The 17,022-nt window shown below is 37.2% G+C and carries 11 protein-coding genes; 7 read left to right on the forward strand and 4 right to left on the reverse strand.

Annotated features, from left to right (window positions below; genetic code table 11):
- Positions 1 to 104 precede the first annotated feature (104 nt).
- From J0M37_14290 to J0M37_14310, 5 genes are all read left to right on the forward strand, one after another.
- A complete protein-coding gene (locus J0M37_14290; protein ID MBN8586256.1) occupies positions 105 to 1,346 on the forward strand; it encodes a T9SS type A sorting domain-containing protein in 1,242 nt (413 codons plus the stop codon).
- 334 nt (positions 1,347 to 1,680) lie between these two features.
- Positions 1,681 to 3,138, forward strand: coding sequence for a T9SS type A sorting domain-containing protein (locus tag J0M37_14295; protein MBN8586257.1), 1,458 nt, complete (start codon positions 1,681 to 1,683; stop codon positions 3,136 to 3,138).
- Between the two features lie 468 nt (positions 3,139 to 3,606).
- Positions 3,607 to 4,668, forward strand: coding sequence for a T9SS type A sorting domain-containing protein (locus J0M37_14300; protein MBN8586258.1), 1,062 nt, complete (start codon positions 3,607 to 3,609; stop codon positions 4,666 to 4,668).
- A gap of 234 nt (positions 4,669 to 4,902) precedes the next feature.
- Entirely contained in the window at positions 4,903 to 6,189 is a 1,287-nt protein-coding gene (locus J0M37_14305; GenBank protein MBN8586259.1) for a T9SS type A sorting domain-containing protein, read from the forward strand.
- A 134-nt stretch (positions 6,190 to 6,323) separates the two neighbouring features.
- Positions 6,324 to 7,589: a T9SS type A sorting domain-containing protein gene (locus J0M37_14310; GenBank protein ID MBN8586260.1), complete on the forward strand. Its 1,266-nt coding sequence runs from the start codon at positions 6,324 to 6,326 to the stop codon at positions 7,587 to 7,589.
- 462 nt (positions 7,590 to 8,051) lie between these two features.
- Here J0M37_14310 and J0M37_14315 read toward each other — a convergent pair whose 3' ends face one another.
- Entirely contained in the window at positions 8,052 to 10,268 is a 2,217-nt protein-coding gene (locus J0M37_14315; protein MBN8586261.1) for a carbohydrate binding family 9 domain-containing protein, read from the reverse strand.
- A gap of 183 nt (positions 10,269 to 10,451) precedes the next feature.
- Here J0M37_14315 and J0M37_14320 point away from each other — a divergent pair, with 183 nt between their 5' ends.
- Together J0M37_14320 and J0M37_14325 are read left to right on the forward strand one after the other, a co-directional pair.
- The gene (locus tag J0M37_14320; protein ID MBN8586262.1) at positions 10,452 to 12,227 is read left to right on the forward strand and encodes a BamA/TamA family outer membrane protein; all 1,776 of its coding nucleotides are present in this window, start codon (positions 10,452 to 10,454) and stop codon (positions 12,225 to 12,227) included.
- A 313-nt stretch (positions 12,228 to 12,540) separates the two neighbouring features.
- Positions 12,541 to 12,834 carry a GIY-YIG nuclease family protein gene (locus J0M37_14325; GenBank protein ID MBN8586263.1) on the forward strand — a complete coding sequence of 98 codons (294 nt, stop codon included), beginning with the start codon at positions 12,541 to 12,543 and terminating at the stop codon, positions 12,832 to 12,834.
- A 523-nt stretch (positions 12,835 to 13,357) separates the two neighbouring features.
- On the opposite strand, the gene J0M37_14330 is transcribed toward J0M37_14325, so the two are convergent.
- The 3 genes from J0M37_14330 to rodA form a co-directional block, all read right to left on the reverse strand.
- Positions 13,358 to 14,782 carry a DUF2851 family protein gene (locus J0M37_14330; protein MBN8586264.1) on the reverse strand — a complete coding sequence of 475 codons (1,425 nt, stop codon included), beginning with the start codon at positions 14,780 to 14,782 and terminating at the stop codon, positions 13,358 to 13,360.
- Between the two features lie 100 nt (positions 14,783 to 14,882).
- Complete coding sequence (pyrF, locus tag J0M37_14335) at positions 14,883 to 15,701, reverse strand: orotidine-5'-phosphate decarboxylase (GenBank protein MBN8586265.1); 819 nt, start codon at positions 15,699 to 15,701, stop codon at positions 14,883 to 14,885.
- 73 nt (positions 15,702 to 15,774) lie between these two features.
- On the reverse strand, positions 15,775 to 17,004 hold the full coding sequence (rodA, locus tag J0M37_14340) for a rod shape-determining protein RodA (protein MBN8586266.1): 1,230 nt from the start codon (positions 17,002 to 17,004) through the stop codon (positions 15,775 to 15,777).
- Between the last annotated feature and the right edge of the window lie 18 nt (positions 17,005 to 17,022).

A 17,022-nucleotide genomic window follows, 5' to 3' on the forward strand; every position in this document is an offset into this window, starting at 1 on the left:
CTTTGTATATAAGGTTTACCCTATGTAAAAAATTCTAGAACAAGATAAGCAGCAGAACAAGGACTCTTTAAATTTTAAAAATCCCAATACGAAAGGATCAAAAAATGTTGACCACTTACTTCAAATTCACATTACTTTTAGTTTTAGTAACATTTACATTATTTGCTCAAAATCCGGTTTTAAATGAACATGCTGTAAAATTTGAAAATTCTACTACAATTTCTCTAGTAGGAGAAAACGGATTGATCATGAGGTCCACAGATAATGGAGTTTCATGGACAGAGCAATCAACAAATATTTCATCAGTACTGTTTGGTGCATCGATCAGTAATGGCGTTTCTTTGGCTTCCGGTGAAAACGGTATAATTATGAGATCAGTAGATAATGGAACCACATGGGAACCAATATTACCCGGAACTATTGAAAACCTGAATGATATTGAAATTCAAAATACAAACGCAGTAGTATGCGGCAATAACGGAGTTATTTATTATTCCGTAGATGCAGGCGAAACATGGACAGTAGCTGTATCCAATACAACCCAGGATCTTTATGATGTTACATTTATTAATTCTACTGTTGGGTTTGTAACAGGAGATTACGGAACATTATTAAAAACTGAAGATGGCGGACAGCATTGGACAACTTTAAATCTTGGTTTTACATTTAACAAGTTTAATTCTGTTGAAGCAATTGATGCAGATAATTTAATAGTTGTTGGCGACCAGGGTTCAATATTCTTAAGTAATGACGGCGGAATCAGCTGGTTTGGACCAAGTATGCTAATGTATGACGTTGATTTTAACGATGTAGTGTTTTTTAATTCAACTAACGGAATAATTGTTGGTGATAACAGCCTTATTTTACAGACTACTGACGGCGGTTATTCATGGAATGAAGCTTCCAAAGGTTTTTCTGGTGATAACTATGATCTGAACTCAGTCTCGTTTTATGATGCAAACAATGGTATCACAGTTGGCGGAGACGGGATTGAAGCATATACTACTAACGGCGGAGCCACATGGGATGACATTTCCCCTTCATTTAATATTGTATTCGGCAGCAAATCACAAAACCTCATTTTAAAACAGAATTATCCGAATCCGTTCAATCCATCAACTAATATCAGTTATGAGCTGCCTTATGACGCTAATGTAACCCTGAAAGTATATGATGCTGCAGGACGCGAAGTCGCAAATCTGGTTTCATCATATCAGACCACGGGGAATCATACAGTTAGATTTGACGCATCAGGACTTTCAAGCGGAGTGTATTTCTATAAATTATTTGTACTAAAAGGAACAAGCAGCATCACAAAAGTAAATAAAATGATCCTTACGAAATAGAGGAATTTTTACCCTTTCAACAAAATTATTCTTGTTCCTCCTTCGTATTGTTACTGCTAACGCCGCTTAAAAAAGCGGCGTTTTAATTTTACTGCCGTAATTCAGTAATCCACCCCTTAAAAACCTCAATTACGTTCATATTTCGCATAATAAAATACTAACTAATTACCCGAGAGAGTAGTAGTATTTTTAGGGATACACTAGGGCTATAAGTGACATAAAAATACACTTTTGGGCAATTGTTTCGTATGTACTTTGAATGCTATATTTGTACATAATTAGCAAGGGAATATGCAGAAAAGATTAAAAAACCATTAATAACTAATCTTTTCAAATGACAAAAACAACCAAACTCTTTTCTTTCACACTTCTTTTTTTAATTTTATCAAATTTTTCATTTTCACAGACCGTTTATACATGGAACGGTTCCGTTAATTCCAATTTTTCAACAGCAGGAAACTGGACTCCATTTCGCCAGATCGGGCTTGTAACCGATATTCTTGTATTTGAAAATTCAGGAACACTTAACGTAACCAACGTTTACCAGGTAACAATAGGCCAGCTGATTGTAAAGAACAACACCAATCTGGTTCTTTCTCCGGCAACTGGAAATGCAAAATTAGTTACAATTAAAGGAGCTGAAGGCGAAGATCTGGTTGTAGAATCAGGTTCCAGCTTAAAAATTTCAGGTAATGACCCTGCACTTAACGTTTATTTAGGTACCGGTGCAACAGGCTCAATAAGCGGAAATTTGAGCTTTGAAGGTTCAATAGCACATTACATAAATGCTGCTGATGCAATGGCATTAAAATTCAAACAGGGCTCAAATTTCACACAGCGCTGCCCCGGAAGTATTTTTAATACAATAGGCGTAAATAACGCTGTGGTTTTTGAAAGCGGCTCAACATTCAAGATAGATAATTCAAACGCAGTAAATCCTTTCGGCGTAAACGCTCCGAACTCAAAAGTAACATTTGAAGAATCAAGCAACCTGGTTATTAACAATATAGGTTCATTACCGCTTGCAGGCAGAAACATTGCTGATCTTACAATTGAAGCCGGTACAACTGTTAATTTAACTGAATCCTTTAGCTCAGATATTAACATCAACAATATCACTGTTAAAAACAACGCAAATTTAACGATTAAAAATACAAACCCGTCTTATACTCCTTCATTCAGGATACACGGAAATATTAATGCTGAAGGCACATTAAAGTTTTCAGAGTTTACAGACAGCAAGTTCAGAATAGTATTCTGCGGCACAGGCATACAGAACATTTCAGGAAACGGAGCAATTATAATTCCTTCAAATCTTGAAAAATTTGAATTAAACAACACAATTTCTTTACAGAGAAATCTTGCTGTAAACTGCCCGGTTAAAATGAACAGGTTTGAGATCATTAAAAACGGTTTTGAGTTCACTTATAATCCTGAATTCGGCAATCCTTTCAATGGCTCAAAATCTGATCCTGTAAATACAGGTATTAATGGCAGAAATACAGTTAACACAAATTCAAACATTCCTTCAGAATTTTCAATTTCCCAGAATTATCCTAATCCGTTCAATCCTTCAACAAAGATCGATTTCAGCCTGCCGGTTGATTCAAAAGTAAGCATAAAAGTATACGATATCACAGGCAGAGAAGCTGCTGTTATTGCAAATAGTGAATTCCAGGCTGGATTTCACACAGTAAACTTCAATGCTGAAGGACTTTCAAGCAGCGTATATTTTTATACAATAAATACCGGAAGCTTTACAAAAACAGTTAAAATGATACTTGCGAAATAACTTAATCTAGTTAACTATTGTTTAAAGCCGCTAAATGCGGCTTTTTTTATTTGCCGTAAATTCATAATTAACGGATTTCGTTATTGTGCTGTTAAGTTTATAATCTTAAGTTTGTTAAGTATTAAAAATGAACACTTACATTGATAATAACAACAAATATTTATAATTTTTAGAATATCTGAAAAAGCGGTAGTCTAATACATTAAAACATTTATACAAACCCATTATGAAAGAGGTAACATTATGAAACTCACTAAAACCTTTATTATTTTTTCAGCAGTATTTTTTATTTTAGCAGCAGTTAAGATCTATTCACAGACTGCGCTTAATGAAAACAGCATTAAGTTCGAAAATCCGACAACAGCAACGCTTGTTGGCCAGGATGGCTTGATATTAAGCACAACTGATGCAGGCTTAACCTGGAGTACACAGTCTTCAGGAATTACAAATGTGTTATACAGCAATGATATGTTCACATTTGTTGATCCGTTAGGCGGAGAGCAGATATACCAGTTCGCAGCAGGCGAAAACGGTATTATTCTTGCAACTTTCGATAAAGGCACAACATGGCAGACTGTTACAAGCGGCACAACTGAGCATCTTTACTGTATAGTTACACGTTCGCAATATGAAATGTACGCATGCGGCGCTAACGGTACAATGCTTGTATCCTATGATATGGGGACAATATGGTTACCGCTTTCTGTAAATACTACAGAGACATTAAAGAAAATGGCACTTGCAGGCAACGATGCGAATATTGAAGATGTAAAAGCATTAGCAGTAGGAACAGCAGGCACAGTACTTTATACCAAAGATTTTGGTGTAACCTGGCAAGCAGGTGTATCCGGAATTACAACTGACCTTAATGCAGTAACGTTTGCAGGCGGGCAGACAGTATTTGCAGCAGGCAACACAGGTGTGATATTAAAATCAATTGATGGCGGTATGACATGGACAGCTGTAACAACAGGAACAACTCTTAACCTGTTTGATATAAAATACCTGACAGATGAAACCAAACGTGATATTATAGCCACAGGCGAAGACGGAACAATTTTAATTTCAACAGATCTTGGAGATACATGGACCTCTGTAACATCACCAACAGCAAACGACCTGTTCTCAGTGAACTTCGGCAGCAGCACATTCGGAATTTCTACCGGGTCAGAAGGAACAGAGATATATACAACAGACGGCGGATTAACGTGGACCAATGGAGTTGAGCTGAATCCCGTAAATACCGGCAAAAAAGAGACCATAAAGCTCAGCCAGAACTACCCTAACCCGTTCAATCCTTCAACAGTAATAAGCTATTCTGTAAACGATAATTCAAACGTAAATATCAAGATATACGATATGACAGGCAGAGAAGTAAGAACACTTGTAAATTCATTCCATAATGCCGGAACTTATTCTGTGAACTTTAACGCATCAAACCTTTCAAGCGGAATATATTTTTATGTATTAAGAGTTAACACAGGTGCAAATGAGATCACCAAAACAATGAAGATGATCTTAACAAAATAAAATAAAATTAAATAACTTAAAAATGCCGCTTTTTAACAGCGGCATTTTTTTTATATGATACAATATAGCTGAATCAGCTATTGAGTTTATAATAACTTACAATTATGTTGCATCAGAATGCTGAACACTTACAAATTAAATCATCAATAAAGATATTTAAATATTACAAGGTATTAACCTGTAATTTCAGCAAAATTAAACAACTTTAAACCCTATATGAAAGAGAGATCCAATATGAGACTCAACAAAACAATCGCAGCTTTATTTATTATGTTATTTATTTTAACCGCTGTCAGGTTATTCTCTCAGACTCCGCTGAACCAGTTCAGCATTAAGTTTGAAACCTCTGTTGCAGCAACAATGGTGGGCCAGGATGGCCTTGTTATGCGCACTGAAGATGGCGGCTTGAACTGGTCTGTTCTGGATGCTGGTATAACAAATGTGCTTTTCAGCAATGAATCATTTGTTTACACTGATCCCACAGGCGGAATTCAAACCGTGCATTTTGCATGCGGAGAGAACGGTGTAATTATTAAATCACTAAACAGCGGAGCAAACTGGAGCTTACTGACAACAGGCACAACCGAAAATCTGAATTACATTTATGCACGTAAATCTGATGAGATATATGTTTGCGGAAACAATGGTACATTATTATTTTCACAGGACCTTGGTGAAACATGGACAAGTATTGAAGTTAATACTGATAAAAACCTGAAAATGATGGCAATGGCACCGGATGTACCGGAAATAAACAAAAGGATGCCTGTTATTGTTGGAGACAGCGGAACTGTCCTTGTAAACAGTGATCTAGCAGGAAACTGGACCCCGGTTGTTTGCGGGACAACTACCAACCTGAATGCTGTTGCTTTTGCAGATGAACAGGTTGTAATTGCAGCCGGCAATAACGGTGAAATAATAAAATCCATAGATGGCGGTTTAACATGGATAGCTGTAAATTCAGGCACAAATGTTAATATATTTTCTATAAAATATATAAGGAACGAGAATAAACAGGACCTGATCGCATCAGCAGAGAACGGTATAATGCTTATAAGCAATGATTTAGGTGATAACTGGACCGTTGTTCAAACCCCGACTACAAACGATCTGTATTCAGTAAGCTTTGGCAGCAGTGATTTTGGTATCACAACCGGTGAAGCCGGAACCGAGCTTTACACTACAGATGGCGGGTTAACATGGTCAGAAAATCCCGCAGGTGACAGATTCAAAGTTTCTAAAAATGAACAGGCAAAGCTTAATCAAAACTATCCGAACCCGTTCAATCCTTCAACACTTATAAGTTATTCAATTAACGATAATGCCGATGTGAATATCAGGATATTCGATATGACAGGAAGAGAAGTAAGCACGCTTGTTAATTCATTCCACAGTGCAGGTACTTATTCAGTAAGCTTTAATGCATCAAACCTTGCAAGCGGAATATACTTCTATGTTTTAAGAGTGAACACAGGCACAAATGAGATCACCAAAACAATGAAGATGATCTTAACGAAATAATATTTGAAAAACTAAATAATTTTCGCTTCATCATTCTAACCAATCCAGATAATACGCCGGTAATTTTACCGGCGTATTATTGCAATAAAAATAAAACCCTATTGCACATGAGCAGCATTAAAAAGAACAAATCATTGGACACATTTATTTACAGAACAGTACTCTTATCTTTAATATTGATACTTTTAGAAATATCAATATCTGCGCAAAACCCTGGTAATATTACTGATATAAGCTTCAAAAATGAGCAAACGGTTATGCTTTCAGGGGAAAATGGCCTGTTAATGAGATCAGATAACAGCGGAGTAACCTGGGCTGATATTTCAGCAAATATTACAAACGTAATTTATACCTGCACATTTGCAGAATACCTTGTAAACCATAACTCCTCTGCCTTAATGCTTGCAGCAGGTGAAAACGGGATAATTTTAAGATCAAGTGATGCGGGAAGCACATGGAATATTTCAACCGGTTTTACATATAACGATCTTCATGATATACTGATCTATGATCAAAATAATTATTATATATGCGGTAGCAGCGGCACAATGCTTCGCTCAACAGATCATGGTGGTACATGGAATGAGGTTTCTTTAAAGACATCTTTGAACTTAAACAAGATGGTATCATTTCCGCCGGGCTCATCAAGGGTCATAAATATTATTGCAGTTGGCGAAAGCGGTACCTGCCTGGCAACAATAAATAATTCAGACTGGTTTACTGTAACAATGCCGGTACAGGAAGATATACTTTCTATAACTTCGAGGGGTAACATTGTTGTTTGCGGGACTGAGAACGGGAAAATTTTACGTTCAGTTAACAGGGGTGTTACATGGGAGGCAGTATTAACAGGAATTTCAACGGAAATATATTGTCTTGAATTTGCCGGTGAGAATGATTTAACAGGGACAACAAGCTCAGGTATAATTTTGCGTTCAACAAACAGCGGTTTAAATTGGGCAATTATTAATTCTCCGTTTTCGCATAGTTTAACCGGATTAGGATTTGGCAGCAGTACTTACGGAATCGCAGGAGGTTTGACTGATTCATTATTATACACAACAAACGGCGGAATAAACTGGGTTACATTTACACAGCCCTATACATCATTAAATTCCAAAGAAGATCATAGCGTAAGCCTGAAAAACTATCCTAATCCGTTTAACCCTGTTACAATGATAAATTATTCTTTAAAAAGCAGCGGGAACGTAATTTTAACAGTTTATGATATGGCAGGCAAACAAATAGATTGTCTGGTAAATAAGCTACAAGTTAAAGGAGAACATTCCGTAAAATTTGATGCAAATAATCTCGCAAGCGGAATTTATTTTTATACTTTAAGATTTAATGACGGAATTAATAGTTATACCGAAACTAAGAAAATGATCCTAGCAAAATAAACCTGTTTAGATAAAATAAATATCGTTAAAGATCTAATTATTCTTGTAGAAAAAGCCGAGTCGATCGGCTTTTTTTTAACTCGATACCGTGTAGACGGTATGCGCAGTTTACAATTATACGCATTTTTTCATTACTATTCACATATTTAGCTGTTATAAATTTAATATCCCTAATATATGGTATTGAGATAACTAGCTGAAACCCTTAATTTTGACTAGTATAAAACAGTAGTACTTTAAGGGAAAGAATAATGAAAGCAGTAAATTTTGTAATTTCGATGTTCCAGGTAACAATAGTAGTATTATACATTTTATTTTATAATGTACAATATTTCTGGTCACTATACGGAACAGTTCAGAACCTTCTGAACGTAGTAGCAAAGTAAAACGGAGAATCTTTTAATCATAAAGACCCTCCGTTTTACCACGAAAAAACTCTTATACCAATATTAATTAAAATTATTACAGCTTTATCAGATATTGAAACTTGGCAAAGAACTGCCTTCTTGTTTCCAGGAATCTGCTGTGATTTGGCGAAGGACCTATATCAGCAAGATTATGTGTTGAGCCGATATAAAATATAGTGAATGGATTCCATTTGTAGCTTAAAAGCGGGTCTATATCGAAGCTTTTGGAAAATGAATCATACTGTACAACAAGTCTCAGGAAGAATTTTCTTGTAAACTGGAATGAAGTTTTATTTCTGAAGATATAACCGGTATAAAGCTTTTCACCGCCTTTTTCTTTTGCCAGCTCAAAGTAACTGTAGTTATTTTCCATTACCAAATTATTAAGCGGTTTAATAGTAAGCCATGCCTCGGCATTCCAACCCCAGCCTACATATGAAGGCTCTTCGAACCTGACAATATATTTACCAAGCTCAAAAAAAGCGCCTCCTGTTGCCTTGCTGTAAGTATTGATGTTAATGTTCAGCCAGCCCCTGTTTACATTTTTATGATATACATCGTAATAATTTTCATTATTAACAGCCAGGAATCCGCCGCTTAAGTTTATTTGATGCTTAAACTGAATATAAAATTGAGGAATGAACCATTGTTCTTTTATTCTTCCGTCATAATCATACTGCACTCCCCCGTTAAAATTCGGTTCAATTCTGAGGAAGACTGAATTTTTAGGATAAATGGTAAATCCCTGCCATATGCCAAGCTCCCTGAAATCATTTTTGCTCATGTAGCCCAGCTCCCGCCTTGCTTCAGGCGGTGCTATGTTAAGAAAGATCTCCCCGTTCCAGTGGCGTGAACTACGCACAAGCGAAAAAGTACCCCCAAACCCGCTTAATTTTTCACCGTTAAACCCGGCATCATTACCATTGTTATTTATACTGGTGGAATTGGAATATAATCCTGTATCATTGAGCTCTTTAGTAAAATAGCCAAGCGCTTCCCAATTGAAGTAATACTTATCAGCAAAATTAAATGAACCGTCAAAACCCGCTACCCTGTTATAGCTATCCCCTGTTTCATGGTCTGTTCCTATAAAACCTATAAATGAAGATCCGCTAAGGCTCTTTTTTAATCTGAGTGCGTTCCCGAAAGATTTAAGATCCGTTAAAATAAAATCACTGCCATATTTTGTAGGTATTATAAAAGGTGTATTCTGGTCATACCCCATCAAATAGCCAACATCAATATCATCTATCTTTCCAATAAGCTTGGCAGTATATAAAGGGTTATTTAACATTCTTGTATAAACTACATTAATATAAGAATTAAATATATTTGCTCCATCAAGAAAGAACGGCCGTTTTTCAGGGTAAAAAACGGCAGATGAGGAATTAACATTTATCTGTGCTGCATCACTTTCAACCTGTGAAAAATCAGGATTAAATGAAAGCTCTCCGGTAAGGTTGGATGAAAAACCGTATTTAATTCCGATCCCAAGATCACCTCTGAATTTTTCATTTACAAAAGGTGACTCCGGGTTATATGTATCTTCTCTTTGACCGGACTGCGAGCCTATCACATACGGCAGCAGCTCCAGCTGTTTACCTTTTTTTAGTTTTTTAAAACCTTTAAGTATTCCCGCCTGGCTCAAAAATTCGGAATTATCCCTTGATACTTTAGCCCAGGAAAACTGTGTGCGGCTTTCACGCGGACGCGTACGGATTATATGCACACCCCACTGCTGGTCATCTTTATCGGGAAACCTAAGGCTTTTAAAGGGTATTGCCAGCTCAACTATCCATTTATCTTTATAAATTTTTGCTTCCGCATCATAGAGCATATCGAAATTCATTTCTTCGCCCTGTTTCGTCCAAATTCCATCACCCTGAATTCCAAAAGGATTCAGGAATATTTCATACGCCTGCTTATGATCATTATATGTATCCAGTAAAATGCCGATATAATCATCCTGGTACATTTTATCCCTGTCAGATAAATTTGCACGCAGCTTTGATATTCTGTCATCATAACATGTAAATGCAACATACAGGTGATCATCATCGTAAGTCATTTTTACTTCTGTATTCACTGATGCCTGCAGATTATCACCGGGTTGAATTTCCACAAAGCCATCCGCAGTCTGGCAGGTCTCCCAAACAATTTCATTCAATACGCCGTCAATTTTAACTGATGAATTTTCACACTTTGAAATTGTTATTTCAGGCCTGGTGTTAGTATTTACAGTATCACCGGATAAGGATTCCTGAGAGTACAAATCAACTCTAAATAAGCACAAAATGGCCAATACGATTAAACTTTTCGTTTTCATACTTTGATCACAATATTAATTTTGACGGTAATTCAATGTTTTTGGATTCAGGAATATGATGCCTCACATAAACAAATGGTTTATTAATGACTTGAATATTCAATACATCAGGCAAATATTAGCTGAATAATGTTACAAATTTACAGAAATATTACGATAATTATCGGATTTTTAATTTTATTTTTATCCGATCCGGTTTTAAGCCAGCCACAGGCAAAGATAAATTTTTTAGAAATTACCGGGAATGATTTTTTTTCCGATAAAGAGCTTCAGAATTTTATTGCATCCAAACCAGGCGCTTTTTTTTCACCTGCTCAATTTGAGCTTGACCAGAGATATATAATTAAAGTTTACCAGGATAACGGCTTCACAGATTGTAAGATCACATCTTCAGGGTATAAATACAACTTCGATTCAACCGGGGTAGCGCTGGATATTTCAGTTGATGAAGGAGCAAGAATATTTATTGGAGATATTGTAATAGAAGGCAGCAGGATTTTTACGACTAACTTCCTTAAAGATAATATGGATACAAAAACAGGTGAAGTATTGAATGCTGTTACTTTGAATAAAGATATGAGCGACCTGTTAAATCTTTACGAGAACAAAGGGTTCACTTTTGCTTCAATAGAAGTTGCAGAAATTTCAGAATATAATGATGGCTCCGGGAAAAAACTGAGGATAAAAATAATAATTAATGAAAATGAAAAAATAAAAATTGATAATATAACTGTTGAAGGAAATACAAATACACGCAAAGAAGTAATTACACGTGAAATTACCCTGGGAGAAGGGAGCACTGTTTCAAGGGAAAATCTGATCGAAATAAGACGCAGACTTGAAAACCTGGGTTACTTTGAAAGTGTTGAACAACCAAAGATACTGAAATATAAGAATTCCACTGTACTTTTAATTAAAGTAAAGGAAGGTAATACCAATACATTTGACGGGATCTTAGGCTATGTTCCTCCTTCGCAGACTGAAGATAAGGGATATTTTACAGGACTTGTGAATTTATCGATAAGAAACTTATTTGGTACCGGAAGAAAAGTTGAAGCAAGATTTAAAAAAGAGATAAAAACCACACAGGAGCTTGAACTGAACTATCTTGAGCCATGGGTTTTAGGCTACCCGGTAAATATGAATTTTGCATTTCTTCAGAGGATCGAGGATTCATCTTATATTAAACGAGATCTTAGCTTTAAAACTGACGCTATGATCACTAAAAAGATAACTGTTTCGGCAATCTTTGATTATGAACGGGTAATACCGACATCACAAAGTAATTTTTTCACTATTTTTGACAGCCGCGTTTTAGGCGCAGGAATTGAAATAAAATATGACAGCAGGGATTATGTTTACAATCCGCTTTCAGGAATTTTATACCGTACGAGTTATTCAGTTGGTCAGAAAAAAATTTACAATTCATCCTCATTCCCTTTGCTGGATATACCCGGAGATTTTACAGTGCAGAACGGTGCAATGCACCTTGATTTTTACTACAGCTTCTTCAAACGCCAAAGCTCACTGCTTGGGCTTCACGGCGTTGAAATACGCTCACCCCGTTTTGAAGCTGCTGACCTTTTCAGGCTGGGTGGAAACAGTACAGTAAGAGGTTACCGTGAAGGGCAATTTTTAGCTTCACGGGCGGCATGGGGAAATTTTGAGCTGCGTTATTCACTCACCCGCCGCAGCTTTGCTGCAATATTTTATGATGCAGGCTATTACCTGAAGCCTGAAGATGATATCTATAATATTCCCTCGCAGGAAGGATTCATTTTTGGTTACGGTCTTGGAGTTAGGATTGAGACTTCCCTGGGAATGTTCGGTGTAAGCTACGCCCTTGGCAGGGGTGATTCTATTTTAGAGGGTAAGATACACTTCGGGCTGGTTAATGATTTTTGATGTTGTCATTCTGAGGAAGTGCGAGTGCAGGTAAACATCCAATACGTTAATATTTGTCATTCTGAGTGAGCGAAGCAAACGAAGTATCCAGACGATAGAATATAAGTTTTCAGAAATTTTGGAAGGTCATAGAATATAAAAAGCTTAAAATTAAACGCGCTCATCCCCTGGATCCTTCGCTGCGCTCAGGATGACAATACTTATCGTTAAACTCTGTCATTTTGAGTGAGCGAAGCGAACGAAGAATCTAGACGAATATTTTTATAGTAGTGTAAAATTTAACATTCCAGTTAACTTTAATATACAGTATCAAATGTCCAACTCATACTATGTTTACATCTTATCCAGCAGAAGAAATGGTACGATATACACTGGTGTAACCAACAACCTACTACAAAGGATGTATTCACATAAGAATAATTTATTGAAAGGGTTTACGTCAAGATATGGAGTAAACAGGTTGGTCTATTATGAAGAAACCGGTGATATTTATGCAGCAATTGAGAGAGAAAAAGAAATTAAAGGCTGGACTAGAATTAAAAAGATGAAGTTGATCGAATCAGTTAATCCCAACTGGAAAGATTTAAGCCAAGATTGGTTTAAATGAAATACTCTCCTGGATCCTTCGCTGCGCTCAGGATGACAATACTTATTGTTAAGTTCTGTCATTCTAAGGAAGCGAAGCGAACGAAGAATCCAGACCATTAGCTTTGAGTTTTCTTAAATTTCGGAAGGTCAACGTAAATTAATATAATTAAACATAAAGGCTAACCTCTCCTGGATCCTTCGCTGCGCTCAGGATGACAATACTTATCGTTAAACTCTGTCATTCTGAGTGAGCGAAGCGAACGAAGAATCTAGACCATTAGCTTTGAGTTTTCTTAAATTTGTGAGGTCATTATATCTTAATAAAATTAGACATTATAGCTTACCTCCCCTGGATCCTTCGCTGCGCTCAGGATGACAATACTTATCGTTAAACTCTGTCATTCTGAGTGAGCGAAGCGAACGAAGAATCTAGACCATTAGCTTTGAGTTTTCTTAAATTTGTGAGGTCATTGTATCTTAATAAAATTAAACATTATAGCTTACCTCCCCTGGATCCTTCGCTTCGCTCAGGATGACAGGAATTAATAATAAATTATCCTGTAATCATACCCTTTCTTTTCAAATACCTGCTTGCCTATTTCACACTTCCCGCAATTTTCACGGGTGCAGTAAAAATTGTAAAGCTGAATTGCGCCCTGCTCCATTGAAGGCGAATTAAGCCGAATGTCCTTATCACCAAGAAGCTGAGAAGATAAAATTCTGGTGATATTGTTATCAGTTTTAACCCTGTGCCGGGTATAGATATTCAAAGCATTTTCTTTTATTAAAGGTTTATTAAATTCATCAGCATACAGCAACGCTGTTGGCAAAATTACATTTATGATCATATCACCGATCCTCTGTTTTCCTGCCAGTACCTTTTCACCTGCTGATCTTTTTCCCAGGTCATAATGTGATTTCCAGTAATCATCAATTCCCGGATGCAGTAAATCCTGTAATTGTGGATAAGCGTTCTTTACGCTGAACCCGGGATTGTTGAAAATATTGATAATACTTCTGAACATATCTTTGTAAAGCAGCTTGTAAACAATTTGCGAGCCATAAGCGAGTCTTATTGTTGGAAAGTTCTGCGGGCGCTGGCCAAAAAAATTCCACATACTGCGCTCCATTAAAGGTACTTTAAGTTTTGGCTCTAATTCCCTCCAAACATTCTTGATCTCATCAATATAGCCCTCTTTCACACGCACATCAAACAATAAGCCGCCTGCGCCAAAAAGCATTGCCTGAATTGCTGTTACATTTTTATTTGAATGTTTATCAAATAATTTCAAAGGCAGATTTGAAGCCAGCTTCATCATCTGTTCTTTATTTTTAGTAAAGCCCAATGCTTCAAAAATGAACTCATACAAAGCCTGTTCCCAAACTGCTTTACTTTTTGGTATTACTGCAGATTTCCCGGAAAGCTCAATTATCCGGTTTTTTATTCTGCCTGCTCTAAGAGATAGCCTTTCATAAGCAAGCTTTTCGAGCCAACTAGTGATAACATCCGGATCTGCTTTATAACTTTGGTCATTACAAGGCAAACGGAATTTGGGAGAAGGATTTGATATGATATCCTGCCAGATATCATGTATCGAGGCTGTTAAATGATGAGAAAGTATTACTGTCGGAAGGCTGCGTTTTATCCGGAGCTTTGGAGGTGTGCGCTCTTCGGAATCCCACATTACTATATGCAGTATAACGGAGTTATACCTGCGGTCTTTGGGGTGGGAGTGCTCAGCCCAGTTTTTATAATCACGGTGAATTTCAATATCCCCTGCATACAGTTTGCCGCCGATTTTGACTTTTGCATCTTTGTAATCAGGACCTGCATCATAGTTGCGTTTGCCTAGGTCAATTACTTCAACATCGTCGCCGGAATCAGTTACAAGGGCTTTATAATAGGAATCGCCGCTTTCCCAGATGCGGCAGATAAAATCTTCATTGATGTTTAGTTTGGGTTTCAATGATTTTAAAAGGTAAAATTTCTTAATATTAATGCAAAAGCAGATGATATAAGTAAATGATTGATTTTTAAAGCCCAGACTGAAGTATCTTTGCCACGAACTACTTCTTCATCATTAAAAAGCCGTTAATTTCGTCGCGGGCTTTCATAGCGGCTTCGCCAACAATGGCTTTAAACTCCTCGGCGGTTTCCGCCTTTGGCGCAGCGTATATTATCGAACGGCTTTGGTTAATTACAAATAAAGAATGGTTCAGTGAATTAATGGTTTTTTCAAGTGAGCCTTTCTGCGCTCCAATACCGGGAATAAGCAGCGGAACTTCGGGGAAATTCTTCGTCATCTTGGCAATTTCCTTGGTATGGCTTGCGCCGAACACAAAACCTGTTTTGTGGTCATTCCAGGAAAGCGCTTTTTCAACCACAACTTCCCAAAGCGGCTTATTGTTTACCTTAAGGAACTGGAAATCATTAGCGCCGTAATTAGAAGTGAGCGCAAGTATCCATACGAACTTGTTCTTTCGGCGCAGAAATGGCCTGGCTGAATCCTGTCCCATATATGGCTGTACTGTAATGGAATCAAAGTTCAGCTCATCAAAAAAGGCTTGAGCGTAAAGCTCGGTAGTGTTTTCAATATCACCGCGCTTGGCATCTGCGATAGTTATGAGGTTTTCCGGAATTGCCGCAAGAGTTGAGCGGATTGCAGCAAATCCGCGGTCAGTATCCCGCTCATAGAAAGCAATGTTAAGCTTATATCCGCAGGCAAATTCTTTTGTAGCTTCAACAACCAGGTTGTTGAATGCGGCAATCGGATTCACTTCTGTTTTGAGGAATTCGGGGATCTTTGTGATATCAGAATCGAGTCCAACAACCAAATGTGAGTTTGATTCTCTTAAAGCCCCTTTAAATTTTTTGGAAAAGTGCAATATAGTTTAGTTGAAAGTTTATAGTTGATAGTTGATACCTTACATCTTACATTTCAAATTTGATGTTTCACATCTAAACATAATCTTTACGGTTACGGTACGCATTCAATATAATACCAAGCATTATCAGATTGCTAAGTAAAAATGAAACACCATAGCTCATAAATGGCAAGGGAATCCCGATAACGGGCATAATACCCATTATCATTCCCAGATTAATTAATATATGGAACGAGAAAATAGTTGCAAATCCGATACAGCAAATACTTAAGAACTGATTTTTGCAAATAAATGCAATATGTATTGTTTGCCAAATTAAGATCAGGAAGAGCAGGACAACAGCAATAGAGCCAACGAACCCGAACTCCTCTCCAACCATGCAGAAAATGAAATCTGTCCACTGTTCAGGAATATATTTAAGCTGGGTCTGCGTACCCTGCAGGAATCCCTTACCTGTCAATCCGCCTGAACCGATAGCAATTTTAGACTGGATAACGTTATAACCGGCGCCTAAAGGATCTGATTCAGGGTCAAACATGCTTTGAATGCGCTTTTGCTGGTAGGGCTGAAGCTTGCTGTATATCATATTAACAGAAAAGCCCGAAGCTATGGCTATACATACCACTACTGCAGAGATAAGGATATTTTTCTTGAAAACCATCATCATAGCTATAATAAATACAATTGCTGCGACAAAATACCACGTACCAAGGAATGCGCAAATAGCAGTAATAGCTGGCGCTACGATAAAGAACATTATATAATTCGGCATACCAGCCCAGTATAGAACCGGCAGAAGCAGGAAGAGAAATACCAGGGTTGTACCCATATCCGGCTGCAGCATGATAAGCGCTACAGGCACAAGGCATATTGCCACTGCATACATAAAATCACGAAGCTTGGTTACATCAGCTTCTTTGTTCTTGTTAGAGAGAAAGTAAGCAAGCGCCAAAACAACTGCAACTTTGGCAAATTCAGAAGGCTGCACACCAAATCCCGCTACGCTGAACCAGCTTGTCTGCCCTTTGATCTTTTTCCCAAGGAAAATAACGGCAATAAGCAGTATCAATACAAGGCCGTAAACAATATAGGAAGACATAGCAAGATATTTGGGCGGCGTGTACATTATTGCAAGCACAACAACAACGCCAATGCATGCTGAAACAAGCTGTTTGGTAAAGTTACCGGAAACAAGCTCATTGCCGAAAGTTGCGCTGTAAATAGCAACGAGGCCGATGCTTATGAGCGCAAATGCCGAAATGAAAACTACGAAATTGAACCTTTCAAAAATCTTTGCCTGCATTAAAATTTAATGTTATAA

The organism is Ignavibacteria bacterium (assembly GCA_017303675.1).
GTDB lineage: Bacteria > Bacteroidota > Ignavibacteria > Tepidaquicellales > OLB5 > OLB5.